The 21,935-nt window shown below is 71.9% G+C and carries 19 protein-coding genes and 1 tRNA gene; 9 read left to right on the top strand and 11 right to left on the bottom strand.

Annotation, left to right across the window (positions count from 1 at the left end):
• Positions 1 to 153 precede the first annotated feature (153 nt).
• The 4 genes from mshC to ABZT02_RS22715 form a co-directional block, all read right to left on the bottom strand.
• On the bottom strand, positions 154 to 1,383 hold the full coding sequence (mshC, locus tag ABZT02_RS22730; RefSeq protein WP_356019863.1) for a cysteine--1-D-myo-inosityl 2-amino-2-deoxy-alpha-D-glucopyranoside ligase: 1,230 nt from the start codon (positions 1,381 to 1,383) through the stop codon (positions 154 to 156).
• Between the two features lie 124 nt (positions 1,384 to 1,507).
• Positions 1,508 to 2,320: an SCO1664 family protein gene (locus tag ABZT02_RS22725; RefSeq protein WP_356019861.1), complete on the bottom strand. Its 813-nt coding sequence runs from the start codon at positions 2,318 to 2,320 to the stop codon at positions 1,508 to 1,510.
• Positions 2,284 to 2,874, bottom strand: coding sequence for a DUF3090 domain-containing protein (locus ABZT02_RS22720; RefSeq protein ID WP_356019859.1), 591 nt, complete (start codon positions 2,872 to 2,874; stop codon positions 2,284 to 2,286). The genes ABZT02_RS22725 and ABZT02_RS22720 overlap by 37 nt, the downstream gene beginning before the upstream one ends.
• Before the next feature lie 96 nt (positions 2,875 to 2,970).
• Positions 2,971 to 3,657 (bottom strand): histidine phosphatase family protein, encoded by a 687-nt coding sequence (locus ABZT02_RS22715; RefSeq protein WP_356019856.1) that lies wholly within the window; start codon positions 3,655 to 3,657, stop codon positions 2,971 to 2,973.
• 61 nt (positions 3,658 to 3,718) lie between these two features.
• On the opposite strand from ABZT02_RS22715, the gene corA reads away from it, so the two are divergent.
• Positions 3,719 to 4,714: a magnesium/cobalt transporter CorA gene (gene corA, locus ABZT02_RS22710; protein ID WP_356019854.1), complete on the top strand. Its 996-nt coding sequence runs from the start codon at positions 3,719 to 3,721 to the stop codon at positions 4,712 to 4,714.
• A 7-nt stretch (positions 4,715 to 4,721) separates the two neighbouring features.
• Here corA and ABZT02_RS22705 read toward each other — a convergent pair whose 3' ends face one another.
• Entirely contained in the window at positions 4,722 to 5,510 is a 789-nt protein-coding gene (locus ABZT02_RS22705) for a ferritin-like domain-containing protein (RefSeq protein ID WP_356019852.1), read from the bottom strand.
• Positions 5,511 to 5,877: 367 nt separating this feature from the next.
• Positions 5,878 to 6,933 carry an LLM class F420-dependent oxidoreductase gene (locus ABZT02_RS22700; protein ID WP_356019850.1) on the bottom strand — a complete coding sequence of 352 codons (1,056 nt, stop codon included), beginning with the start codon at positions 6,931 to 6,933 and terminating at the stop codon, positions 5,878 to 5,880.
• A 174-nt stretch (positions 6,934 to 7,107) separates the two neighbouring features.
• On the opposite strand from ABZT02_RS22700, the gene ABZT02_RS22695 reads away from it, so the two are divergent.
• Entirely contained in the window at positions 7,108 to 8,091 is a 984-nt protein-coding gene (locus ABZT02_RS22695) for an aldo/keto reductase (RefSeq protein WP_356019848.1), read from the top strand.
• The gene (locus ABZT02_RS22690; protein WP_356019846.1) at positions 8,088 to 10,385 is read left to right on the top strand and encodes a helix-hairpin-helix domain-containing protein; all 2,298 of its coding nucleotides are present in this window, start codon (positions 8,088 to 8,090) and stop codon (positions 10,383 to 10,385) included. The genes ABZT02_RS22695 and ABZT02_RS22690 overlap by 4 nt, the downstream gene beginning before the upstream one ends.
• 60 nt (positions 10,386 to 10,445) lie before the next feature.
• Here the strand turns inward: ABZT02_RS22690 and ABZT02_RS22685 are convergent, their stop codons facing one another.
• The gene (locus ABZT02_RS22685; RefSeq protein WP_356019843.1) at positions 10,446 to 11,114 is read right to left on the bottom strand and encodes a hypothetical protein; all 669 of its coding nucleotides are present in this window, start codon (positions 11,112 to 11,114) and stop codon (positions 10,446 to 10,448) included.
• Between the two features lie 47 nt (positions 11,115 to 11,161).
• Between ABZT02_RS22685 and ABZT02_RS22680 the strand changes: the two genes are divergently transcribed.
• Positions 11,162 to 11,350: a DUF5703 family protein gene (locus tag ABZT02_RS22680; protein ID WP_007380901.1), complete on the top strand. Its 189-nt coding sequence runs from the start codon at positions 11,162 to 11,164 to the stop codon at positions 11,348 to 11,350.
• Between the two features lie 61 nt (positions 11,351 to 11,411).
• Here ABZT02_RS22680 and ABZT02_RS22675 read toward each other — a convergent pair whose 3' ends face one another.
• The 3 genes from ABZT02_RS22675 to ABZT02_RS22665 all read right to left on the bottom strand — a co-directional run bounded on the left by ABZT02_RS22675 (position 11,412) and on the right by ABZT02_RS22665 (position 14,118).
• The gene (locus tag ABZT02_RS22675; protein WP_356019840.1) at positions 11,412 to 12,245 is read right to left on the bottom strand and encodes a chaplin family protein; all 834 of its coding nucleotides are present in this window, start codon (positions 12,243 to 12,245) and stop codon (positions 11,412 to 11,414) included.
• A gap of 147 nt (positions 12,246 to 12,392) precedes the next feature.
• Positions 12,393 to 12,626: a chaplin ChpH gene (gene chpH, locus ABZT02_RS22670; protein WP_020117753.1), complete on the bottom strand. Its 234-nt coding sequence runs from the start codon at positions 12,624 to 12,626 to the stop codon at positions 12,393 to 12,395.
• Between the two features lie 166 nt (positions 12,627 to 12,792).
• Entirely contained in the window at positions 12,793 to 14,118 is a 1,326-nt protein-coding gene (locus ABZT02_RS22665; RefSeq protein ID WP_356019837.1) for a M20/M25/M40 family metallo-hydrolase, read from the bottom strand.
• 198 nt (positions 14,119 to 14,316) lie between these two features.
• On the opposite strand from ABZT02_RS22665, the gene ABZT02_RS22660 reads away from it, so the two are divergent.
• The 4 genes from ABZT02_RS22660 (at position 14,317) to ABZT02_RS22645 (ending at position 20,502) form a co-directional block, all read left to right on the top strand.
• A tRNA-Leu gene (locus ABZT02_RS22660) sits at positions 14,317 to 14,404 on the top strand.
• A gap of 388 nt (positions 14,405 to 14,792) precedes the next feature.
• Complete coding sequence (locus ABZT02_RS22655) at positions 14,793 to 18,659, top strand: Pls/PosA family non-ribosomal peptide synthetase (protein ID WP_356019834.1); 3,867 nt, start codon at positions 14,793 to 14,795, stop codon at positions 18,657 to 18,659.
• 77 nt (positions 18,660 to 18,736) lie between these two features.
• On the top strand, positions 18,737 to 20,113 hold the full coding sequence (locus ABZT02_RS22650) for a M1 family metallopeptidase (protein ID WP_356019832.1): 1,377 nt from the start codon (positions 18,737 to 18,739) through the stop codon (positions 20,111 to 20,113).
• The gene (locus ABZT02_RS22645) at positions 20,110 to 20,502 is read left to right on the top strand and encodes a YchJ family metal-binding protein (RefSeq protein ID WP_356019830.1); all 393 of its coding nucleotides are present in this window, start codon (positions 20,110 to 20,112) and stop codon (positions 20,500 to 20,502) included. Before ABZT02_RS22650 ends, ABZT02_RS22645 begins: the two co-directional genes overlap by 4 nt.
• A gap of 15 nt (positions 20,503 to 20,517) precedes the next feature.
• Here the strand turns inward: ABZT02_RS22645 and ABZT02_RS22640 are convergent, their stop codons facing one another.
• Positions 20,518 to 21,219, bottom strand: a complete 702-nt coding sequence (locus tag ABZT02_RS22640; RefSeq protein ID WP_356019827.1) for an FCD domain-containing protein — start codon at positions 21,217 to 21,219, stop codon at positions 20,518 to 20,520.
• Between the two features lie 161 nt (positions 21,220 to 21,380).
• On the opposite strand from ABZT02_RS22640, the gene ABZT02_RS22635 reads away from it, so the two are divergent.
• On the top strand, positions 21,381 to 21,887 hold the full coding sequence (locus ABZT02_RS22635; RefSeq protein WP_356019825.1) for a gluconokinase: 507 nt from the start codon (positions 21,381 to 21,383) through the stop codon (positions 21,885 to 21,887).
• Positions 21,888 to 21,935 lie beyond the last annotated feature (48 nt).

Here is a 21,935-nt window from a genome sequence, read left to right as displayed (position 1 = left end):
GCGTCCTTCCGCGAAGGGGCCGGCGCACACCCGGCCGAACGGTCGAGCGACGCACGCACCCCATCACATGACGGCCGCGACTGTCTGCAGGAGCGGCTGAAAACGAAGAGGCGCCTCCTCCGGGCGGAGGGAACGCCCCTTGTTCACGTCCTGCTAGAGGGCCACGCCGAGCAGCGCGTCGACCGCACGGGTCACCACACCGGGCGCTCCCGCGTCGGTCCCCCCGTGCTCCTCCTGTGCGGCGGCCCAGCGGTCGACGGCGGTCAGCGCGGTAGGCGCGTCGAGGTCGTTCGCGAGGGCGTCGCGGATCTCCTCGACGAGCGTCTCGGCAGAGGGTCCGTCGGGCCGGGAGACGGCGGCACGCCAGCGGCCCAGCCGGTCCACGGCGTCCTGGAGGACCTGGTCGGTCCACTCCCAGTCGGCCCGGTAGTGGTGGGCGAGCAGCGCCAGCCGGATGGCGGCGGGGTCCACGCCGTCGCGCCGCAGTTGGGACACGAAGACCAGGTTGCCCTTGGACTTGGACATCTTCTCGCCGTCGAGGGCGACCATGCCGGCGTGGACGTACGCCTTGGCCATGGGGAACTCGCCGGTCAGCACCTGGGCGTGCGAGGCGCCCATCTCGTGGTGCGGGAAGGCGAGGTCGGAGCCGCCGCCCTGGACGTCGAAGGTCATGCCGAGGTGGTCGAGGGCGATCGCCACGCACTCGATGTGCCAGCCGGGGCGTCCCCGGCCGAGGGAGGCGCCGTCCCAGCTGGGCTCGCCCTCGCGGGCGGCCATCCACAGCATGGGGTCCAGCGGGTTCTTCTTGCCCGGGCGGTCCGGGTCGCCGCCGCGCTCGGCGGAGAGCAGCCGCATGGCGGCCGCGTCGAGGTTCGAGACCTTGCCGAAGTTCGGGTCGGACTCGACGGAGAAGTAGGTGTCCCCTTCGAGTTCATAGGCGGCACCGGCGTCCCGGAGCCGCTCGACGAGCGGCACGATGCCGGGTATCGCCTCGACCGCGCCGATGTAGTGCCGCGGGGGCAGCATCCTCAGGGCGGTCATGTCCTCGCGGAAGAGGGCCGTCTCCTTCTCGGCGAGGGCGGCCCAGTCGAGGCTGTCCCGCTCGGCGCGCTCGAGGAGCGGGTCGTCGATGTCGGTGACGTTCTGGACGTAGTGAACCTGACGCTTCGTGTCGAGCCACACGCGCTGCACGAGGTCGAACGCGTTGTAGGTCGCCGCGTGCCCCATGTGGGTGGCGTCGTACGGCGTGATGCCGCAGACGTAGAGACGGGCGACAGGACCGGGGTCGAGGGAGACCAGACCACCGGTCGCGGTGTCGTGGATCCTCAGGTCGCGGCCCTGACCAGGCAGGGCGGGGACCTCGGAAGCGGGCCAGGCATGCATGTCATGAGCCTAACCGGACTGATGTTCCGTATACGAACCGGACCGGGCCGGATGGCCGGTAAGGCCTTCTTGCGCGGTACGGGCCTGTGTGCAGTGTGCGGTACGGCCCGTGTGCAGTGTGCCGCTAGACGGGCGGCCAGGGAATGGCCGGCCACTCGCCGCTCGGTTCGGGGTGCGTCCCGGAGTCCAGCAGCGCGTCGACACGCGCGCGCGTGGCGTCGACTTCGGCGGGGGTGATCAGGGCGGTCAGCCGGGTGCCCAGCCCGCCCGACAGCGCCTCCTTGAGACCTTTCAGGACCTCGACCGCCTCCCCCGTCAGAGGCTCACCCGCCCAGCCCCACAGCAGGGTCCGCAGCTTGTTCTCGGTGTTGAAGGTCACGCCGTGGTCGATGCCGTAGAGGCGGCCGCCCTCGGCGGGCAGCAGGTGGCCGCCCTTGCGGTCCGCGTTGTTGATCACCGCGTCGAGGACGGCGAGCCTGCGCAGCCGCTCGTCGTCCGCGTGCACCAGCAGCGCGGTCTTCCCCTCGCCGACCTCGGCGAGGCCGATGGCCTTCCAGCCCGGTTCGGGCTCCTCGCCGTCGACCAGGGCGAGCAGCTCGCTGCCGGCCACGCCCTCGATCCACAGCTGGCACATGCCCTCGCCGAAGGGTCCGTCCCGCAGCACGGTGTGCGGCACCAGGCCCCAGCCGGTCGCCTCGGACACCTCGTAGGCGGCGACCTCGCGCTGGGCGAGGGTGCCGTCCGGGAAGTCCCACAGGGGCCGCTCGCCACGGACCGGCTTGTAGACGCAGAAGACCTCCTGGCCCTCGTACGCGACGGAGCAGTGCAGCACCGCGTTGGAGGCGTCCCGGATCTGCCCGCGTACCGTCAGCTCACCCCGGGTGAGCAGCTCTACCGTGGTCACGCTCCGCGGCGGTATCCGTTCTGGCGCGGACATACGTGTCCTTCCGGGTCGAGCGGGAGGCTGCACAGCGGGCACGGCGGCCGCCCCGCGTTGACGACGTCCAGGGCGCGCTTGGCGAAGGCCCGGGCCTGCGCGCCGGTGAGCCGGACCCGCAGCATCGGGGGTCCGTTCTCCTCGTCCTGGAGGAGTCTCTCCTCGGCCTCGGCGAGGTCCTCCTCGGAGTCGGCCTCCAACTCCACGAGGGCCTGCGCCTCGACGATCATGCGCTGTTCCTCACCGTCCCAGGCGAGGGCCATGGTGCCGACCCGGAACTCCTCCTCGACGGGGGTGTCGAGGGGGGCGGTGTCGGCGATCTCGGTGAGTGGCACGGCCGGCACGGAGGCGCTGCCGCCGCTGCGGCGCACGACCTCGTCGAGGAGTTCGTCCATCCGCTCGGCGAGGGCGGCCACCTGCGTCTTCTCCAGGGCCACGCTGGTCACTCGGGGGCCGGCCGTGGCCTGGAGGAAGAACGTACGGCGCCCGGGCAGTCCGACCGTGCCGGCCACGAAACGGTCCGGCGGGTCATAGAGGAACACCTGACGGGACACGTCCTGTCTCCATTGGCTTCGTGAGTACGGGAACGACGGGAACGTCCATGTGCGAACGCGCGTGAGTGAACCGCTTCACCCTACTGCGCCCGACGATCACGGTGCGCCCGCACCACCACCGACCGGGGCGTCACCGCCCGCGGCCTCCTCGCGCGGCACCAGGGAGGCGAAGTCACCGGTGTCGCCGAGGCGGACGAGGAACGGCCTCAGCCGTGTGTAGCGGATGACGGTGAGGGAACAGGGTTCGACGGAGATCCTCTGGAACAGGTCGAGATGAAGTCCGAGTGCGTCGGCGACGAGCGACTTGATGATGTCGCCGTGCGAGCACATCAGATAGACGGCGTCGGCTCCGTGATCGCGCTCCACGCGCGCGTTCCACTCGCGTACGGCCTCCGCCGCGCGCGTCTGCATGGCGCGCATGGACTCGCCGCCCGGGAACGCGGCCGCCGAGGGATGGGCCTGGACGATCTCCATGAGCGGCTCGTCCATGAGCTCGGCGAGCTTGCGGCCGGACCAGTCGCCGTAGTGGCACTCGCCGATGCGCTCGTCGCTGTGCGCGGGGAGGCCGGGGCGGGCGGCGAGCAGCGGCTGGACCGTCTCCTGGCAGCGCTGGAGGGGGCTGGCGACGACCTCGGAGATCGGCACCCCTTCGAGCCGGCCTGGCAGCGAGGCGGCCTGTGCGGTGCCGCGTTCGTCCAGGGCGACCCCGGGCGTCCACCCGGCGAGCAGCCCCTCGGTGTTCGCGGTGGATCGTCCGTGCCTGACAAGGATCAACGTGGGCATGCGGCAAGGGTAGGCGTACGCCGGAATGCAATGTCTTGCGAGCGACAGGAGAATACGCTCCGTGATCGTTGACTGTGCCATCTACCGAGAGGGGCACCGGACCGAGGGGCCCGAGGACCTGTCGGACGCGCTGGATCAGGCGCGGCTGGGGGGCGGGTTCGTCTGGATCGGCCTGCATGAGCCGTCGGAGAAAGAGTTCGAGCTGGTCACCAAGGAGTTCGGACTGCATCCGCTGGCGGTGGAGGACGCCCTCAAGGCGCATCAGCGGCCCAAGCTGGAGGTGTACGACGACTCGCTGTTCGTCGTTCTCAAGCCGGTGGTGTACGAGCCGGAGAGCGACACCGTGTCCACCGGCGAGGTCATGCTCTTCCTCGGCGACGCCTTCGTGGTGACGGTCCGTCATGGCGTGGGCTCGCCGCTGAAGGCCGTACGGGAGCGCCTGGAGCACGAACCGAAGCTGCTCGGCAAGGGGCCCACCTCGGTGCTGTACGCGGTGGCCGACGCCGTCGTGGACCACTACCTGGAGGTGGCGACGGAGCTGGGGACCGACCTGGAGGAGCTGGAGGCGGAGGTGTTCTCGCCGGACGGTGGCGGTTCCCGTAACACGGCGTCGCGGATCTACACCTTCAAGCGGCAGATCCTGGAGTTCCGCCGGGCCACCGTCCCGCTCTCGATGCCGCTGACCCGGCTCGCGGGGGTGGGGGCGTACGGCGGGACGGTGCCGTTCGTGAACGACAGGGCGCGTCCCTTCTTCCGGGACGTCAACGACCATCTCGCGCGCGTGAACGAGTCGGTGGAGGGCCTGGACCGGCTGGTGTCGGACGTCCTGTCGGCGCATCTCGCGCAGATGAGCGTCCGGCAGAACGACGACATGCGGAAGATCTCCGCGTGGGCGGCCATGGCGGCGATCCCGACGATGATCGCGGGGATCTACGGCATGAACTTCGAGCACATGCCCGAGCTGCACTGGGTGTGGGCGTATCCGGCGGTGATCGCGCTGATGGCCGTGCTGGAAGTGCTGCTGTACCGGACGTTCAAGCGCCGGGGCTGGCTGTAGCGGGCGCTCAGGCGAACTCGGGGGCGGAGGTGGCGGGTCCGCCGAGGGCGTCGCGGCGCTCCGGCGCTTTCAGGGAGACCATGCGGCGCCAGCCCGCGGCGCGTTCGTAGGCGTAGACGCCGTGGATGCCGGCGGCGAGGAGGGCGGACTTCGCCCGGGACCAGCCGAGGATGCGGCCCATGTGGGCCATCACCGCGAGGCTGACGTCCCGGTAGACGCGGATCTCGGCCAGCGCGCACTTTCTGAGCGTGTGCTGGATGACGCGGCCGTGGCCGGCGTGGGCGAAGCGCAGCAGTTCCTCGTGGCAGTAGGCGAGGTGGTTGTCCTCGTCGGCCGAGATCATCCGTACCGCCCGGCCGAGGTCGGGATGGTCGGCGAAGTGCCTGCGCAGCAGTTCCATCTGCTCGGAGGCCCGCTGTTCGGTGACCCGGCTGTGGGCGAGGTAGGTGACGATGTCGTGCACGGTCAGCGGCTCGTCGCCCCTGAGCTTGTCGTGGGCGAGGCCGATGCCGTGCTTCTCCAGGAGCATCGTGTAGTCCGTCTCCGGCGGGACGGGGACGGGTTCGAGGCCCCGCTTCTTGATCAGGGCAGTGAAGATCCGCCCGTGCTTGTCCTCGTCGGCCCCGTGCCGGGTGATCTTGGGGGCGAGTTCGCGCTCGCTCCGCGGCACCAGAGCGGCGATACGGGCGTTCTCCCAACCGCCCTGCGACTCCCCGCTGGCCGCGATGGAGCAGAACAGCCGGAAGGACTCGTCGTGGTCGAGGATCTCCTGGAACAGGCTCTTGGCCGAAAGCATCGTGGGGCACCTCTCTGCCGGACTCCGCGGCGATCCGCAAAGAACGAGTCAAATGCGGCGCGAGGGGTGCTGCAACAGCTGTGTCGGACAACTCCGCCAAAAGGAGGACCACCGGGGTCGGCGCGGGGGCGTAACCGCACGGGCGTGAGCGCGTTGAATCACGTGACGGCCGTGGCGGGGAAGACCCCCGAGCCCCCACCACGGCCGCGGAAACCTCCGGCGGTCGAGCGGGGTACGCGCGAGGTCGACCCACCGGCTCCCCGGCCACGGCGTGATGCGACGGGCTGGCTGTGATCAGGCGTTCCGGATCGGCTCCGTGGCCGCTCGCGAGTCGCCGCGGCCGCGGAGCCGGTCCGAGGAGCGACGTCTACGCGAGGCCCGCGCGCTCCAGGGCCTCGGTGCCGGCGCGGAGCGCAGCGAGGCGCTCGTCGAGGGTGAAGCCGGCCGGGGCCAGGGTCAGGGTGGTGACGCCGGCGGCCGCGTACTCCTTCATCCGGTCCGCGATGCGGTCCACGGAGCCGAGCAGTGTCGTCTTGTCGATCAGGTCGTGCGGGATCGCGGCCGCGGCGCCGTCCTTGTCGCCGGCCAGGTACTTGTCCTGGATCTCGGCGGCCGCCGACTCGAAGCCCATGCGCTGGGCGAGCTGGTTGTAGAAGTTCTGCTTGCGGCTGCCCATGCCGCCCACGTACAGCGCGGTGTAGGGGCGGAAGGTGTCGGCGAGCGCGGTGACGTCCTTGTCCTCGCCGAGGGCGAGCGGGAGGGTCGGGGCGATGTCGAACCCGTCGAGGGTCTTGCCCGCCTTCTCGCGCCCGGCGCGCAGATGGCGGATCGCGGTGTCCTCCAGGTGCTCGGCGGAGGGGAAGATCAGCAGGGCGCCGTCGGCGATCTCGCCGGTCTGCTCCAGGTTCTTCGGGCCGATCGCGGCGATGTACAGCGGGATGTGCTCGCGCTCGGGGTGCACCGTCAGCTTGATCGGCTTGCCGGGGCCACCGGGCAGCGGCAGCGTCCAGTGCTGTCCCTCGTAGGAGAGGCGCTCGCGGGACATGGCCTTGCGCACGATCTCGACGTACTCACGCGTGCGTGCCAGCGGCTTGTCGAACTTGACGCCGTACCAGCCCTCGGAGACCTGCGGGCCCGAGACGCCGAGACCGAGGCGGAAACGGCCGCCGGACAGGGAGTCGAGGGTCGCGGCGGTCATCGCGGTCATCGCCGGCTGGCGGGCCGGGATCTGGAAGATGGCCGAGCCGACGTCGATGCGCTCGGTCTGGGCGGCGACCCAGGTGAGCACGGTGGCGGCGTCCGAGCCGTAGGCCTCGGCGGCCCAGCAGACGGCGTATCCGAGCCGGTCGGCCTCCTGGGCGACGGCGAGATTGTCCGCGTCCATTCCGGCGCCCCAGTAGCCGAGGTTGATCCCGAGCTGCATGGCCGATTCCCCTTACCGATCAGTAACGTCCTTGTCGGCAGACCTTAGCGCGGCAGAGCCCGCCGGGGCAGGTCGCGGCCCGTCCCGGTGACCGGCGGGATTCCCGTGCGCCTGTCACAATCCGTTGTCCACAGGCCCCCACGCGACAGGTTCTGGCCAGTAATCTCGGCGTTCATGGAGCAGAGGCATCTCGGCCGTACCGGCCTGCGCGTGTCCCGCATCGGACTCGGCACCCTCACCTGGGGCAGGGACACCGACGAGCACGACGCGGCGGACCTCCTGAAAACGTTCTGGGAGGCGGGCGGGACGCTGGTCGACACGGCGGACGTGTACGGCGACGGGGAGGCCGAGTATCTGCTCGGACGCCTCATAGAAGGGCTGGTCCCGCGCCGGGACCTGGTCATCTCCACGAAGGCGGGCAGCGTGCCCGACCCGGAGATCCGCATCGACGGCTCGCGCGGACATCTGCTCTCCGCTCTCGACGACTCACTGGCCCGGCTCGGCACGGACTATGTCGACGTCTGGCACATCCACTCCTACGACCCCCACACCCCCCTGGAGGAGACACTCCAGGCCCTCGACCTTGCGGTCAGCAGCGGCCGCGCCCGCTATGCCGGGGTCTCCAACTTCTGCGGCTGGCAGCTCGCCAAGGCGGGCACCTGGCAGTTGGCGGCGCCCGGGACGCGGACCAGGCTGGCCGCGACACAGCTGGAGTACTCACTGTTGCAGCGCGGGATCGAGCGGGAGGTGCTGCCGGCCGCGCTCGATCTGGGCATCGGGCTGCTGCCCTCCTCGCCGCTCGGCCGTGGGGTCCTGACGGGCAAGTACCGCACCTCCACTCCGGCCGACTCACGCGGCGCCTCGGAGCATCTGGCGCCGTTCGTCGCGCCGTACCTCGACGACACCGCGAGCCACATCGTGGACGCGGTGGCGACGGCGGCCGACGGACTCGCGGTGACGCCGCTCCAGGTGGCCCTCGCGTGGGTCCGGGACCGGCCGGGGGTGAGCGCGCCGATCGTCGGCGCGCGCAACTCGCAGCAGCTCACGGCGGCATTGTCAGTGGAGGCCCTTAGTCTTCCTGACGAGATCTGCCGGGCGCTCGACGATGTGTCGGCGCCCGTGCACCGCTATCCCGATCACGACTGGAGCACGCTGTGAGCACGGAGCCGGAGCCCACGGAGAAGACCGAGCCGGGCACGCGGGGCGCCGCGCCGGAGCCGGAGGGCACGGGGGGAGCGCCGGAGCAGGGGACGGCCGGTGCCGGGGCGAGCGCCGGGGGCGGCGAAGCGGTCACGGGAGAGGCGACCGGCACCGAGGCCGGTGAGAGCGCCGGCGTGGAACCGGGGACCGAGGCGGGCGAGGGCGCTGACTCCGCTGAGGCTGATGCGGACAAGGACAAGGCCCAGTTGTCCGAGGCCGAGGCCGAGTTGGCGGCGCAGCGGATCGAGCGGGAGCGGATCGCCCGGCGGAAGGCCGAGAAGCAGGGGCCCCTCGAGAGCGGGGCCAAGCTCAGCGGGAAGGCGGCCGATCTCCTCGCCGCCGTACGCGCGGTGGAGAGCGGGGCGAAGCCTGTGGCCGCCGTCTTCAGCGAGCCGGAGCCACCGCGTCGGCCCGCCCAGGAGCCGGTGCGGACCCGGCCGGTGTCGGCGGAGGCGGCCGGGGTCGGGGGCGCAGCCGCGGTCGGTGTCGGGGGTGCCGTCGGCGCGCCCGTGCCGGAGACCGTGGAGGCCGTACGGCGGGTGCTGGCCGAGGGCGGGGCGCCCGAGGCCCTCGCGGCACAGGTCGCCGCGGTGTTCGGGGAGGGTGCCGACGACCAGCTGCGGGCCGACCCCTGGCAGTTGCTGCGGGTCACGGGCGTACGGCCCGAACAGGCCGACGGGTTCGCGCGGGCACTGCTCGGGGCGGAGTGCGCGCCGGACGACGAGCGGCGTGGGCGGGCGGTGACCGTCTGGCTCCTGGAGCAGGCGGCGCTCGCCGGGCACACCGCGCTGGAGATGCCGGTGCTCACCGCCGCGCTGGCCCAGCGGGGGGTGCCGGACGCCGACGCGGCCGTACAGAGCACCATCGCCGAGGCCGAGGCCCTGGTCTTCCAGGACGCCCTCGAGCCGGCGGCCCCGGAGCCCGCGGGGGACCACGAGGAGGAGGCGGAGCAGCCGGTCCGGATCCTGGTCGGGCTGGAGCGGTACGCCCTCGCGGAGGAGAGCCTCGCCGACGGGCTGGCCCGGCTGATCAACTCCGTGCCCAAGGAGGACGGTTCGGCCGAGGACTGGGAGCGCGCCGCAGCGTCGGCCAAGGGTTCGGCCGCCGAGCTGATCCGCGCGGTGGCGGCGGGTGGCCTGGTCCTGCACACCGGCGGCGAGGCGTCCCTGGCGGAACCGGCGGCGCTGCTGGCGGCGGCGCGGGGGCTCGGGCTGCGGGCGTGGGCGGCCACGCACAGCCCACTGGGCCGCGACCGCTTCGGTGTCCTGCTCGAAGCCGACTCGCCCGCCCCCACGCGGACCGTCGCCACCGTCGCCGGGCTGCTCTCCGGTGCCGAGGGCCCCGGTCGGGATGCCGACGGGGCGTTCGATCTCGACCTGCTCGTCGTGCTCGACGCGCCTCAGCTGGACGTCGAGACGGCCGCGCTGCTCGTGGAGTCGCTGCCGGACGGGGCGCGGCTGGTGCTGGCCGGGGATCCGGCGGTGCTGTGGTCGGCGGGGCCCGGTCGGGTGTTCGCGGATCTGCTCGCCGCGCGGATCTGCCCGCAGGTCGCCTCACGCCGGCCGGACCCCGGACCGCTGGGCGAGCTGGTCTCCGGGATCGGCATCGGTGAGCTGAACCAGGTCGAGGCTCCCGGCAAGGAGGTCGTGATCGTGCCGGTGCGGGACGCGGGCGAGGCCGTGCACCGGACCGTGCAGCTGGTCGCGGACTCGGTGCCGCGGGCGATCGGGATCCCCGCCGAGGAGACCCAGGTGATCACCCCGGGCCACGGCGGAGCCGTCGGCACCCGCGTGCTCAACGCGGCCCTGAAGGAGCGTCTCAACCCCGGCCCCGGCCGCTTCGGCGGATTCGACCCCGGTGACCGCGTCGCCTACTCCCCGGCACCCGGCCGTACGCTCCCGGGCCAGGTGGTGCAGGCCGACGCGGACGGCCTGCACCTGACCTGCTCCGGTGAGCCCGTGGTCGTGCCCAAGGAGCGCGTGGAGCAGTCCGTGCGGCACGGCTGGGCCCTGACCGCGCACCAGGCGGTGGGCGGCCGCTGGCCGGCGGCGGTCGTGGTGCTGCCCGGGGACGCGGCGCAGGCTCTCAGCCGGCCCTGGGTCTACACGGCGTTCAGCAGGGCGGACCGCCATCTGTCCGTGGTCCACGGCGTGGACCAGGCCCTTGCGAGGGCGGTCGCCGAGATCGCGGCCAAGGCCCGGACGACCCGGCTGCCCGTCCTCCTCAGGACACAGTCGCCGACGGTCGGCTGACCCGGCCGAAAAGGGGGCGCGGCCCCGGAAATCGTTCCTCCGGGGCCGCGCTCACCTGCCTCAGCGACGATCCGCGTCCAGCGGCTCCAGATCCTCGTCCTCGACGTCGGGCTCGTCGGCGTCGTCGTCCAGGTCGTCGTCGAACACCGCGCTGACATCGAACCGGCACACCACCCGCTCCACGTCGACCTGCTCGAACGGCGTCTCCAGCCACTCCCCCGGCTCGGCGGGTTCGTCCGCCGCGGTCACCCACAGGGTGGAGTCGCCCTCCTCGAGACCGAACTCCTTGTGGCGGGAGGCGATCTCGTCGGGCTCGAACTCACCGAACAGCACTTCCAGCGCACCGTGCACCGTGCCGGAGGCCTCCGTGCCGAGACCCTCGTCGGCCGCCTCGACCCGCTGGGCCTGCGCCAGCAACCGCTGCGGCTCCGCCACGGCGTAGTCACGGCGGATCAGCACGCTCAGCGCGTTCGGCTCCTCGGGGCCCGTGTACGGAGGGGCGTCCTCCGCGCCCGGGATCTCGAAGGGCGTGACCTCGTCGTAGCGGTCGTAGAGCAGCTCGTCGTACACCTCGGCGGCCGCGGCCAGTTCGTTGAAGGCCTCGTAGACGGCGGGGTCGTCCTCCCCCGACCTCCGTTCGACCGCGGCCAGGTGGCGGTCGAGCGCGGTCTTGACCGCCTCGGCGGCGGCACGTACCTCGGCAGCGGTGGGCTGCACAGCATCAGACATAGTGCAGACGCTATCCGTACCGGGCCCCGGCCCGCACAATAGATGCGATGCCGGAATACGAATTTGTCGACGTGTACGTACCGCGCGGGGTCTCCCGCAAGGACGCCACACGTCTGCTGACGGACCATGCCGAGTACGGACACTGGGAGTTGGACCGACTGAGCCTGATGCGGGACGGCAGCCGCAGGGTGCGGTTGCGCCGGCGGATCATCCGCCAGGTGCGTGCCACGTGGTGAGACAGCACGAACGGAGCGGGCCCCGCCGAGGCGGGGCCCGCTCCGTTTCACGCGGAATGCCCTAGACCGAGGCCCGGCCCCTGCGGTAGAGGACCGCGCCGGCCAGCAGCGCCCCGGCGCTCGCCGGGAGGACCAGCCCGATCGGCAGGTCGCTGCCGGTCTGGGCGAGCTGCGCGCTGCCCAGGGGCTGGGTGACCGTCTGGGTACCGGGGTGGTTGCCACCGCCCGGAGTCACGCCGTTCGCCCCGGGGGTGGCGGGGTTTCCGTGCTGGCCGGGGTGGCCGGGCTCCACCGGGTTCCCTGGGTGACCGGGGGTGCCGGGCTGTCCCGGATTCCCCGGGTGACCCGGAGTACCGGGATGTCCGGGGGTGCCGGGGTGCCCTGGGCTGCCAGGGTGCCCCGGACTGCCGGGCGGGGTGTGCTGTCCGCCGCCGTAGCCGCTGCCGCAGTCGTTGTCCATGGCGGGGTTGCCGATGCCGATGATGTCGACGCTGTTGCCGCAGACGTTCACGGGAGCGTCGATCGGCGCCTGGACGTGGTTGCCCGAGCCCACGCCGGGCGAGCCACCGGTGTGACCGCCGGCGTGCGAGCCTCCGGAACCGCCGTGCCCCCCGTGGCCGCCGCCGTGCCGGCCGGACGCCCCGCTGCCGCCGCCCTTGTTGGCGCAACTGTTGCCCATCGCGGGGTTGAGGACCCCGACGACGTCCACGGTGTTGCCGCACACGTTCACCGGTACGTGCACCGGCACCGACACGGTGTTGCCCGACAGCACGCCGGGAGAGTTCGCGCTCGATCCGCTCGCGCCCGCGTCGGCGTGGGCGGCACCTCCCGCGGCGGCGATCACGCCGGTCGCGGCCGCCACTGTCATCAGGCTCTTGCGGGTGACTTGTCGCATGTACCGAATCCCTGCTTTCGACCTTGCCTCGAAATACCGCTGCACAGCGGTTCTGTTCTTTTCGAAAGGCCCGTCGGCCCCGGAACGCATGGCTTGCGCTCCGGGGCCGACGGGCTCATCCCTGTCAACCAAGGGCGAGGCAGAACATCACTTGTTGATGCAGGTGTTGCCGAAGGCGGGGTTCAGCAGGCCGATCACGGAGACCGTGTTGCCGCAGACGTTCACCGGGACGTGAACCGGAACCTGAACGACGTTGCCGGACAGCACACCCGGGGAGCCCACAGCGGCACCCTGCGCACCCGCATCGGCGACGGCAAGGCCCGCACCCGCGAGAACCAGGCCACCAGTGGCGGCCGCAGCGGCGACGATCTTCTTGATCATTGTTCCTCCTAGTTGGCAAATGCGATCCCAATCAGCGGATCGCATCACCTGTAACGAGGAGGGAGTAATGGGGATACGAGCTTATGAGCGCATTCACCCTTCCCGGCCGATTTCGCACGCGCGGCCGAATAAACGCGTCAACAGGCGTAAACCCGCGACAGACGCGTCAGCTCGCGTCGATGAACCGGTCGAGAACGCGCACGCCGAACTTCAGCCCGTCCACGGGAACCCGCTCGTCGACACCGTGGAACATGCCGGCGAAGTCCAGCTCCGGGGGCAGCTTGAGCGGTGCGAAGCCGAAGCCGCGGATGCCGAGCCCGTCGAAGGACTTGGCGTCGGTGCCGCCGGAGAGCATGTAGGGAATCGCCTTGGCGGCCGGGTCCTCGGCGACCAGCGCGGACTGCATGGCGTCCACGAGCGCGCCGTCGAAGGTCGTCTCGACGGCCTTGTCGGAGTGCACGTCCTCACGCCTGACCTTGGGGCCGAGGATCTTGTCGAGGTCGGCGAGGAACTCCTCCTCGAAGCCGGGCAGGAAGCGCCCGTCGACGTGCGCGGTGGCCTCGCCCGGGATGACGTTGACCTTGTAGCCGGCACCGAGCTGGGTGGGGTTGGCGGTGTTGCTGAGGGTCGCGCCGATGAGCTTGGCGATGCCGCCGAGCCGGGCGAGCGTGCCCTCCATGTCCTCCGGGTCCAGCTCGGTGCCCAGGGCGTCGCCGAGTTCGTCGAGGAATGCCCGGGTGGTCTTGGTGACCCGCACGGGGAACCGGTGGCGGCCGAGCCGCGCGACCGCCTCCGACAGTTCGGTGATGGCGTTGTCCCGGTGGATCATCGAGCCGTGCCCCGCCGTGCCGGCCACGGTCAGCTTCATCCAGTGCATGCCCTTCTCGGCCGTCTGGATCAGATAGAGCCGACGCTGCTCGTTCACGGTGAAGGAGAAGCCGCCGACCTCGCTGATCGCCTCGGTGACGCCCTCGAAGAGGTCGGGGTGGTGGTCGACGAGGTGCCGGGCTCCGAACTTGCCGCCGGCCTCCTCGTCGGCGAGGAACGCGAGGACGATGTCGCGCGGGGGCCTGCGCCCGCTGCGCAACCGGTCGCGGACGACCGCCAGGGTCATGGCGTCCATGTCCTTCATGTCGACGGCGCCCCGCCCCCACACACAGCCGTCGGCGACCTCGCCCGAGAACGGGTCGTGGGTCCAGTCCTGCGCGTTGGCCGGCACGACGTCGAGGTGGCCGTGGATCAGCAGGGCGGGCCGGGACGGGTCCTCGCCCGCGATCCGGGCCACCGTGGAGGCGCGGCCCGGGTGCGACTCGTAGATCTGCGGGTCGAGCCCCACCTCGGCGAGCTTCTCCGCGACCCACTCGGCCGCCTTGCGCTCGCCCGGGCCGGAGTGGTCGCCGTAGTTGCTGGTGTCGAACCGGATCAGCTCGCGGCAGAGGTCCACGACCTCGTCCTCGCCGGTGACGCCCCTGGCCGTGTCCGTGTCGCTCACGCTGTTCCTCCCGCTGTCACTGCTGGTGGTTGCCCTCATCCTCTCCCCGCGACCCGGCCGTCCCCAAGACCGGGCCCGGCCCGTCACACCGCGTTCACGTGCGCCCCGGTTCGGGGACGGGGGGTGATCGGACCCCCTCGAAAGCCTGGTAATGTTTCCTTCGTCGCCGCGGGGGCAACCCCGCACGACAGACACCTTGTCCGGGTGGCGGAATGGCAGACGCGCTAGCTTGAGGTGCTAGTGCCCTTTATCGGGCGTGGGGGTTCAAGTCCCCCCTCGGACACCAGCTACGGTGCCAGTCGATCTTTCGACTGGCACCGTTCGCGTTCCAGGACCGATCGACGGGCACCGGGTTCCACCGGTACCGGGCGTCCTCCTCGTCCTTCAGCAGGACCCCACCCTCCGCCAAGGCGAAAGATCCCCAGGCCGAGCATGACAGAGCCCCTCACGCACAGTGTGGGCGATCTCTCTCGGGAGTGAAGACCCACAGGTCACAGCGTTCCCGGTGCTCATGAGGGGGCCCCGGACGGCCCTCCCGCATGGCCGATCAAGCGGCACGGACCTACCTTCGTACTAAAATTTCCGGCTTGTTACGAGCTGGAGCCGGACAACCCCAGGCAGACCTGCGGGCCCGCCAGCGCCCCGGAGGCTCCGGGATCGAGACGCGAGGACCGATGGCAGCCATAGACGAGAGCAGTGCTCTCGGCCTGCTCAACGAAGAGTTCAGCGCAGAGATCCGCGAACAGTTCGGTGACACCGCCCGTTTCTCCGGGGGCCCCGCCCCCTCCCCCCGCACGCTCGTCGACGTCTTCGACGCCTCCGTACGGTCCTACCCCGACGAGCTCGCCCTGGACGACGGCACGACCCGGCTCACCTACCGCGCCCTGGCCGTCGAGGTGGAACGGCTGCGGCAGCGGCTCGCCGAGGCCGGGGTCGGGCTCGGCGACCGGGTCGGTGTCCGGGTCCCGTCCGGCACCAATGACCTCTACGTCGCGATCCTCGCCGTCCTCGCCGCCGGTGCCGCCTACGTCCCCGTCGACGCCGAGGACCCCGATGAGCGGGCCGAGCTGGTGTTCGGGGAGGCGGAGGTCCGGGCCGTGGTCGGCGCCGGGCACGAGCTGACCGTCAACGGGCGCGCCGAGGTCCCCGCCGCGCGGCCCGGCATCGGGCACGACGCGTGGATCATCTTCACCTCCGGCTCCACCGGCAGGCCCAAGGGGGTGGCCGTCTCGCACCGCAGCGCCGCCGCCTTCGTGGACGCCGAGGCCGCGCTGTTCCTCACGGACGACCCCATCGGTCCCGGTGACAGGGTCATGGCGGGGCTGTCGGTCGCCTTCGACGCCTCCTGCGAGGAGATGTGGCTGGCCTGGCGGTACGGGGCCTGTCTGGTGCCCGTGCCGCGTTCCCAGGTCCGCAGTGGCGCCGACCTCGGACCCTGGCTGGTCGAGCAGGAGATCACCGTGGTCTCCACGGTGCCGACGCTCGCCTCGCTGTGGGAGCCCGAGACCCTCAACGACGTACGGCTGCTGATCTTCGGCGGTGAGGCCTGCCCGCCCGAGCTGGTGCAGCGGCTGGTCACCGAGGGGCGCGAGGTGTGGAACACCTACGGGCCGACCGAGGCGACCGTGGTGGCCTGCGCCTCGCTGATGAGCGGCGAGGCGCCGATCCGGATCGGGCTGCCGCTGGACGGGTGGGAGCTGGCCGTCGTCGACGAGGCCGGCGATCCCGTGCCGATGGGCGGCAGCGGGCAGCTGGTGATCGGCGGCGTCGGGCTCGCCCGGTACCTGGACGCCGAGAAGGACGCGGAGAAGTACGCGCCGCTGAAGTCGCTGGGCTGGGAGCGGGCGTACCGCAGCGGTGACCTCGTGAAGGCGGAGCCCGCGGGGCTGGTCTTCCTCGGACGGGCCGACGAGCAGATCAAGCTCGGTGGCCGGCGGATCGAGCTCGGTGAGGTCGACGCGGCTCTCCAGGCGTTGCCGGGGGTCGCGGGAGCGGCCGCCGCCGTGCGCACCGCCCGCAGCGGCAACCAGCTCCTCGTCGGGTACGTCGTCACACAGGACGGCTGGGACCACGCGGCGGCCGTGGAGAAGCTGCGGGCCGAACTGCCCGCCGCGCTCGTGCCGTTGATCGCTCCCGTCGACGACCTGCCGACCCGGACCTCCGGCAAGGTGGACCGCAACGCGCTGCCCTGGCCGTTGAAGGGGCTCGAAAGCGGTGCGAAAACCGAGCAGTTGTACGGGACCGAGGCCTGGCTCGCCGAGCAGTGGGCGGAAGTCCTCGGCATCCCGGTCTCCGGCGCCCGCGACGACTTCTTCGCGATCGGCGGCTCCAGCCTGGCCGCCGCCCAGTTGACCACCCGGCTGCGCGCCCGCTACCCGAGCGCGGCGGTCCTCGACATCTACCAGCGGCCCACGCTGCGGAAGCTGGCCCGGCACCTGGAGGAGTCCGCGCAGGACGACGGGGCCGCGCGGGTGATCGCGCCGGTGCCGCTCAGGGCCCAGGTGATCCAGCTCCTGGTTCTGATCCCCCTGTTCACGCTGATGGGGCTGCGCTGGCTGGTGCCGCTGGCCGCCGTCGGGAACCTCCTGCCGTCCCACGGCTGGCTGCCGTCCGCCTCCTGGTGGCTGATCGGCGCCGGCGCCCTCGCCCTCTTCAGCCCGCCCGGACGGCTCGCGATCGCCGCGGGCGGGGCCCGGCTGCTGCTGCGCGGCGTCCAGCCCGGCCGCCATCCGCGCGGGGGCAGCGTCCACCTGCGCCTGTGGACCGCCGAGCGGCTCGCCGAGTTCACCGGGGCGACCTCGCTGACCGGCTCCTGGCTGGAGCGGTACGCGCGGGCGCTCGGCGCCAAGATCGGTCCCGACGTGGATCTGCACTCGCTGCCGCCGGTCACCGGCATGCTCAAGCTGGGCCGGGGCGCCGCCGTGGAGTCCGAGGTGGACCTGTCCGGCTGGTGGCTGGACGGCGACCGGCTGGAGATCGGCCACGTCAAGGTGGGCGCACACGCCGTCGTCGGCACGCGCAGCATGCTCTTCCCGGGCGCCCGGGTCGGCAAGCGGGCCGAGGTGGCGCCGGGCTCGGCGGTCACCGGCCAGATTCCGACGGGGCAGCGCTGGGCGGGCGCGCCCGCGGTCAAGCTCGGCAAGGCCAAGCGCAACTGGCCGAAGGAACGTCCGGCGCGGGGGACGTACTGGGGTGTGATGTACGGCCTCACCGGTCTCGCGCTGACCCTGCTCCCCGTGCTGGCGGGCGGGGCGGCCTTCCTGGTCGCCCGTCCCTTCCTCGCCGGGGACACCCCGCTCCGGGGTGCCTTCCTCGCCCTCGTCCCGGCCACGCTCGCCTACGGGCTGGCGTACGCGCTGCTGCTCCTGGTCGCCGTACGGCTGCTGAGTCTGGGGCTGCGCGAGGGGACGTATCCGACGCACAGCCGGGTCGGGTGGCAGGCGTGGACCGTCACGCAGCTGATGGACCGCTCGCGCGAGACGCTGTTCCCGCTGTACGCCGGGCTGGTCACGCCGGTGTGGCTGCGGCTGCTCGGGATGCGGATCGGGCGGGGCGCCGAGGTGTCGACCGTGCTGGCGCTGCCGAGCCTGACGACGGTCGGCGAGGGCGCGTTCCTGGCCGACGACACGCTGACCGCCCCGTACGAGCTCGGTGGCGGCTGGGTCAGGATCGGGCGGGCGGAGATCGGGCGGCGGGCGTTCCTCGGGAACTCGGGGATGACGGCGCCGGGGCGGACCGTGCCGGACGGCGGGCTCGTCGGGGTGCTGTCGGCGACGCCGAAGAAGGCGAAGAAGGGCACGTCGTATCTGGGGCTGCCGCCGGTGAAGCTGCCGCGCAGCGCGGTCGGCAGCGACCAGAGCCGGACGTACGAGCCCTCGGCGGGGCTGCTGTGGGCGCGCGGCCTCGTGGAGCTGTGCCGGATCGTGCCCGTGTTCTGCTCGGCGGGGCTCGCCGTGCTGACGATCGCCGCGCTGTGCGTGCTGGGGCCGTGGGCCTGGCTGCTCGCCGGGGTGGTGCTGCTCGCGGCCGGTGCGGTGGCGGGCCTGGTGTCCATGGCCGCGAAGTGGCTGCTCGTGGGGCGGCACCGCAGTGGGGAGCACCCGCTGTGGAGCGGCTTCGTGTGGCGCAACGAGCTCGCGGACACCTTCGTCGAGGTGCTCGCGGTGCCGTGGCTGGCGGGTTCCGTGCCCGGTACGCCGGTGATGACGGCGTGGCTGCGCGGACTCGGCGCGCGGATCGGCAAGGGCGTCTGGGTGGAGAGCTACTGGCTGCCGGAGACCGACCTGGTGACCCTGGAGGACGGGGCCACCGTGAACCGCGGCTGTGTGCTGCAGACCCACCTCTTCCACGACCGGATCTTGCGGACGGATACTGTTGTTCTCCGTGAGGGCGCCACGCTGGGCCCTGGCGGGATCGTGCTGCCCGGCAGCACGATCGGGGCCCGGACCACGCTGGGCCCCGCGTCGCTCGTCATGGCCGCGGAGTCCGTTCCGGACGACACCCGCTGGCTCGGCAACCCGATCGAGGCATGGCGGCCCTGAACGCGGGCCACTCGGAGTCGGTGAGCGGTGTACCGGCGGATCCGAGTGGCGGCGCGGCGCAGGGAGCGGAAGCGGCAGTGGCAGTTCAGCAGGCGGCGGGTGCGGACCCGTACTTCCCGGAGCACGGTGACGCCCGGTACCGGGTGCACCGCTACGAGCTCGCGCTGGACTACCGCCCCGCCCCGAACCGGCTGGCCGGGAGCGCCCGGATCAACGCCATAGCGGGGCGCTCGCAGCTCGCCGAGTTCATGCTCAACCTGTCCGACTTCAAGATCGGCCGGGTGCGGGTGGACGGCCGGCCGGCCCACTACACGCACCGGGGCGGGAAGCTGCGGATCCGGCCCGCGAAGGCGGTGCGGCCCGGCGCCGCGTTCACCGTCGAGGTGCACTGGTCGGGCAACCCCAAGCCGGTCGGCAGCCCTTGGGGCGGGCTCGGTTGGGAGGAGCTGGAGGACGGGGCGCTGGTGGCGAGCCAGCCCATCGGGGCGCCGTCCTGGTACCCGTGCAACGACCGGCCCGCCGACAAGGCGTCGTACCAGATCTCGATCACCACGCCCTCCGCCTACGCGGTCGTGGCGGGCGGGCGGCTGCTGACGCGTACCGCCAAGGCGTCCACGACGACCTGGGTGTACGAGCAGGCCGCGCCCACCTCCAGCTATCTCGTCGGGCTGTCGATCGGCAAGTACCAGACGGTGCTGCTCGGCGATCCGGGTCCGGGCGGGGTGCCGCAGCACGGGCACATCCCGGCGCATCTGCTGCCGGAGTTCTCCAGGGACTTCGCGCGGCAGCCGCAGATGATGGAGCTGTTCCAGGAGCTGTTCGGGCCGTATCCGTTCGACGAGTACGCGGTCGTCGTCACGGAGGAGGAACTCGATGTGCCCGTGGAGGCCCAGGGGTTGTCGCTGTTCGGCTCCAACCACGTGGACGGCGCCCGGGGTTGGGAGCGGCTGGTCGCGCACGAGCTGGCGCACCAGTGGTTCGGCAACAGCGTGTCCATCGCCAACTGGCGGCACATCTGGCTGAACGAGGGGTTCGCCAAGTACGCCGAGTGGCTGTGGTCGGAGCGCTCGGGGGGCCGTACGGCCCAGCAACTGGCCACCGCCGCGCACCGGTTGCTCTCCTCGCTCCCCCAGGACCTGCGGCTGGCCGACCCGGGCCGCAAGTCGATGTTCGACGACCGGCTCTACGAGCGTGGCGGGCTCACCGTGCACGCGGTGCGCTGCGCGATGGGCGACGAGGCGTTCTTCCGGATGCTGCGCGGCTGGGCCGGGCTGCACCGGGGCGGCGCGGTGAGCACCACGACGTTCACGGCCCATGTGAACCGGTTCGCGGACGAGTCGCTGGACGGACTCTTCGACGCGTGGGTGCACGGGGCTGTCCTGCCGCCGCTGCCGACGCTGGGTCCGGCCCGCCCGGCGCATCCGCCGACCAACACCGGGAAGGTGCAGCCGTGAACCGACGGGCCGCACGGCAACGGCCCTGCTGTCCTTGCGGACTTCAGGAGACGTACGACGACTGCTGCGGTCGCTGCCACCGGGGCGAGTCGGCCGCACCCACCGCCGAAGCGCTCATGCGGTCGCGCTACAGCGCCTTCGTGAAGCTGGAGCGGGACTACCTGCTGCGCACCTGGCACCCCCGGACCCGCCCCGGCTCACTGGACCTTGATGCGGGCATGCGCTGGACCGGGCTCGAGATCCTGGACACGACCGGCGGTTCGGCCTTCCACAGCTCCGGGACGGTGACGTTCCGCGCCTCGTTCAGGGGCGGCTCCCTGCAGGAGCGCAGCCGTTTCGAGCGGGTCGGCGGGGCCTGGGTGTACGTCGACGGGGAGTTCCTCGACTGAACCGCTGCGCCTGAACTACGGCGCCAGTATGTCGAGTTCCTGAAGGGCGCCCTCCGCGATCTCGCGGGTCAGTTCCTCCGCGTGCCCTGCGTCCCCCGCGCGGATCGCCTCGGCGAGCCGGACGTGGAGGGTGACGGCGGCCGGGTCGGGGTCCTCGAACATGACCTCGTGACGGGTGCGGCCGGTGAGGACCTCGGCGACGACGTCACCCAGGCGGGCGAACATCTCGTTGCCGGAGGCGTTGAGGATCACCCGGTGGAAGGCGATGTCGTGGAAGAGGTAGCCCTCCAGCCGGTGGCCCTTGGAGTTGGCGACCATGCCGAGCGCGCACTCGGTGAGTTCGGCGCACTGCTCCGCGGTCGCGTGCTTCGCGGCGAGGGCCGCCGCCACCGGCTCGATCGCCGAGCGCAGCACGGTCAGCGAGCGCAACTGCTGCGGCCGGTCGGCGCCGGCCAGCCGCCAGCGGATGACCTGGGGGTCGTAGACGTTCCACTCGGCCTTCGGGCGCACCGTCACGCCCACGCGGCGGCGGGACTCGACCAGGTGCATGGACTCCAGGACCCGGACGGCCTCGCGCATCACCGAGCGTGAGACGTCGAAGCGCTGGGCGAGTTCGTCGGTGCGCAGAACGCTGCCCGGCGGGTACTCGCCCGCGGTGATCGCGGGTCCGAGGGCGTCCAGTACGCGTCCGTGCAGCCCCCGGCCCAATGTGCTCATGCACTCAGAGTACGGGGCGCGTCACACCCAGAAAAAGTCAGACTTATTCATCACAGGCTCTTGAATTGTCGTACCTAATCGGTTTCAGTTGCGTCGACATCCTGGGCGTCGGTCGACGTCCTGGGCGTCACACGTCGAAGACAGCAGACAGTGAGGCAGCGATGAGTACCCCGAAGGTCGTCGTGGTCATGGGCGTCGCGGGCACCGGCAAGACCACGATCGGCCCCCTGCTGGCGGGCCGGCTCGGCGTCCCGTACGCCGAGGGCGACGACTTCCACCCGCCGGCCAACATCGCCAAGATGTCGGCCGGTACCCCGCTCACCGACGACGACCGGTGGCCGTGGCTGGACGCCATCGGCTCCTGGGCGCACGGGCGGGCGGGGCTCGGCGGGGTGGTCAGCTGCTCGGCGCTGAAGCGGTCGTACCGCGACCGGCTGCGGGCCGAGGCGCCCGGGGTCGTCTTCGTGCACCTGGCGGGCGACCGCTCCCTCATCGAGGACCGGATGTCGCACCGGCAGGGGCACTTCATGCCCACCGCGCTGCTGGACTCGCAGTTCGCCACGCTCCAGCCTCTCCAGGAGGACGAGGCCGGGGTCGTGGTGGACGTCGTGGGCAGCCCGGAGGAGATCACCGGCCGGGCCGCGAAGGCGCTCGCCGAACTCCCGTAACACCCCTTTTCCTGACGCCCCTTTCCGAAGAACGTCCCCGTACCTGCA

The sequence above is a fragment of the Streptomyces sp. NPDC005402 genome, assembly GCF_040606575.1.
Classification (GTDB): Bacteria; Actinomycetota; Actinomycetes; order Streptomycetales; family Streptomycetaceae; genus Streptomyces.
This window is presented reverse-complemented; position numbering and strand designations above follow the sequence as displayed.

Excerpts from the sequence above, each read along its gene's own strand:
- mshC (WP_356019863.1), bottom strand. The coding sequence starts at position 1,383 with ATGCATGCCTGGCCCGCTTCCGAGGTCCCCGCCCTGCCTGGTCAGGGC.
- ABZT02_RS22725 (WP_356019861.1), bottom strand. The coding sequence starts at position 2,320 with ATGTCCGCGCCAGAACGGATACCGCCGCGGAGCGTGACCACGGTAGAG.
- ABZT02_RS22715 (WP_356019856.1), bottom strand. The coding sequence starts at position 3,657 with ATGCCCACGTTGATCCTTGTCAGGCACGGACGATCCACCGCGAACACC.
- ABZT02_RS22705 (WP_356019852.1), bottom strand. The coding sequence starts at position 5,510 with ATGCTTTCGGCCAAGAGCCTGTTCCAGGAGATCCTCGACCACGACGAG.
- ABZT02_RS22700 (WP_356019850.1), bottom strand. The coding sequence starts at position 6,933 with ATGCAGCTCGGGATCAACCTCGGCTACTGGGGCGCCGGAATGGACGCG.
- ABZT02_RS22695 (WP_356019848.1), top strand. The coding sequence starts at position 7,108 with ATGGAGCAGAGGCATCTCGGCCGTACCGGCCTGCGCGTGTCCCGCATC.
- ABZT02_RS22685 (WP_356019843.1), bottom strand. The coding sequence starts at position 11,114 with ATGTCTGATGCTGTGCAGCCCACCGCTGCCGAGGTACGTGCCGCCGCC.
- ABZT02_RS22680 (WP_007380901.1), top strand. The coding sequence starts at position 11,162 with ATGCCGGAATACGAATTTGTCGACGTGTACGTACCGCGCGGGGTCTCC.
- ABZT02_RS22675 (WP_356019840.1), bottom strand. The coding sequence starts at position 12,245 with ATGCGACAAGTCACCCGCAAGAGCCTGATGACAGTGGCGGCCGCGACC.
- chpH (WP_020117753.1), bottom strand. The coding sequence starts at position 12,626 with ATGATCAAGAAGATCGTCGCCGCTGCGGCCGCCACTGGTGGCCTGGTT.
- ABZT02_RS22655 (WP_356019834.1), top strand. The coding sequence starts at position 14,793 with ATGGCAGCCATAGACGAGAGCAGTGCTCTCGGCCTGCTCAACGAAGAG.
- ABZT02_RS22640 (WP_356019827.1), bottom strand. The coding sequence starts at position 21,219 with ATGAGCACATTGGGCCGGGGGCTGCACGGACGCGTACTGGACGCCCTC.
- ABZT02_RS22635 (WP_356019825.1), top strand. The coding sequence starts at position 21,381 with ATGAGTACCCCGAAGGTCGTCGTGGTCATGGGCGTCGCGGGCACCGGC.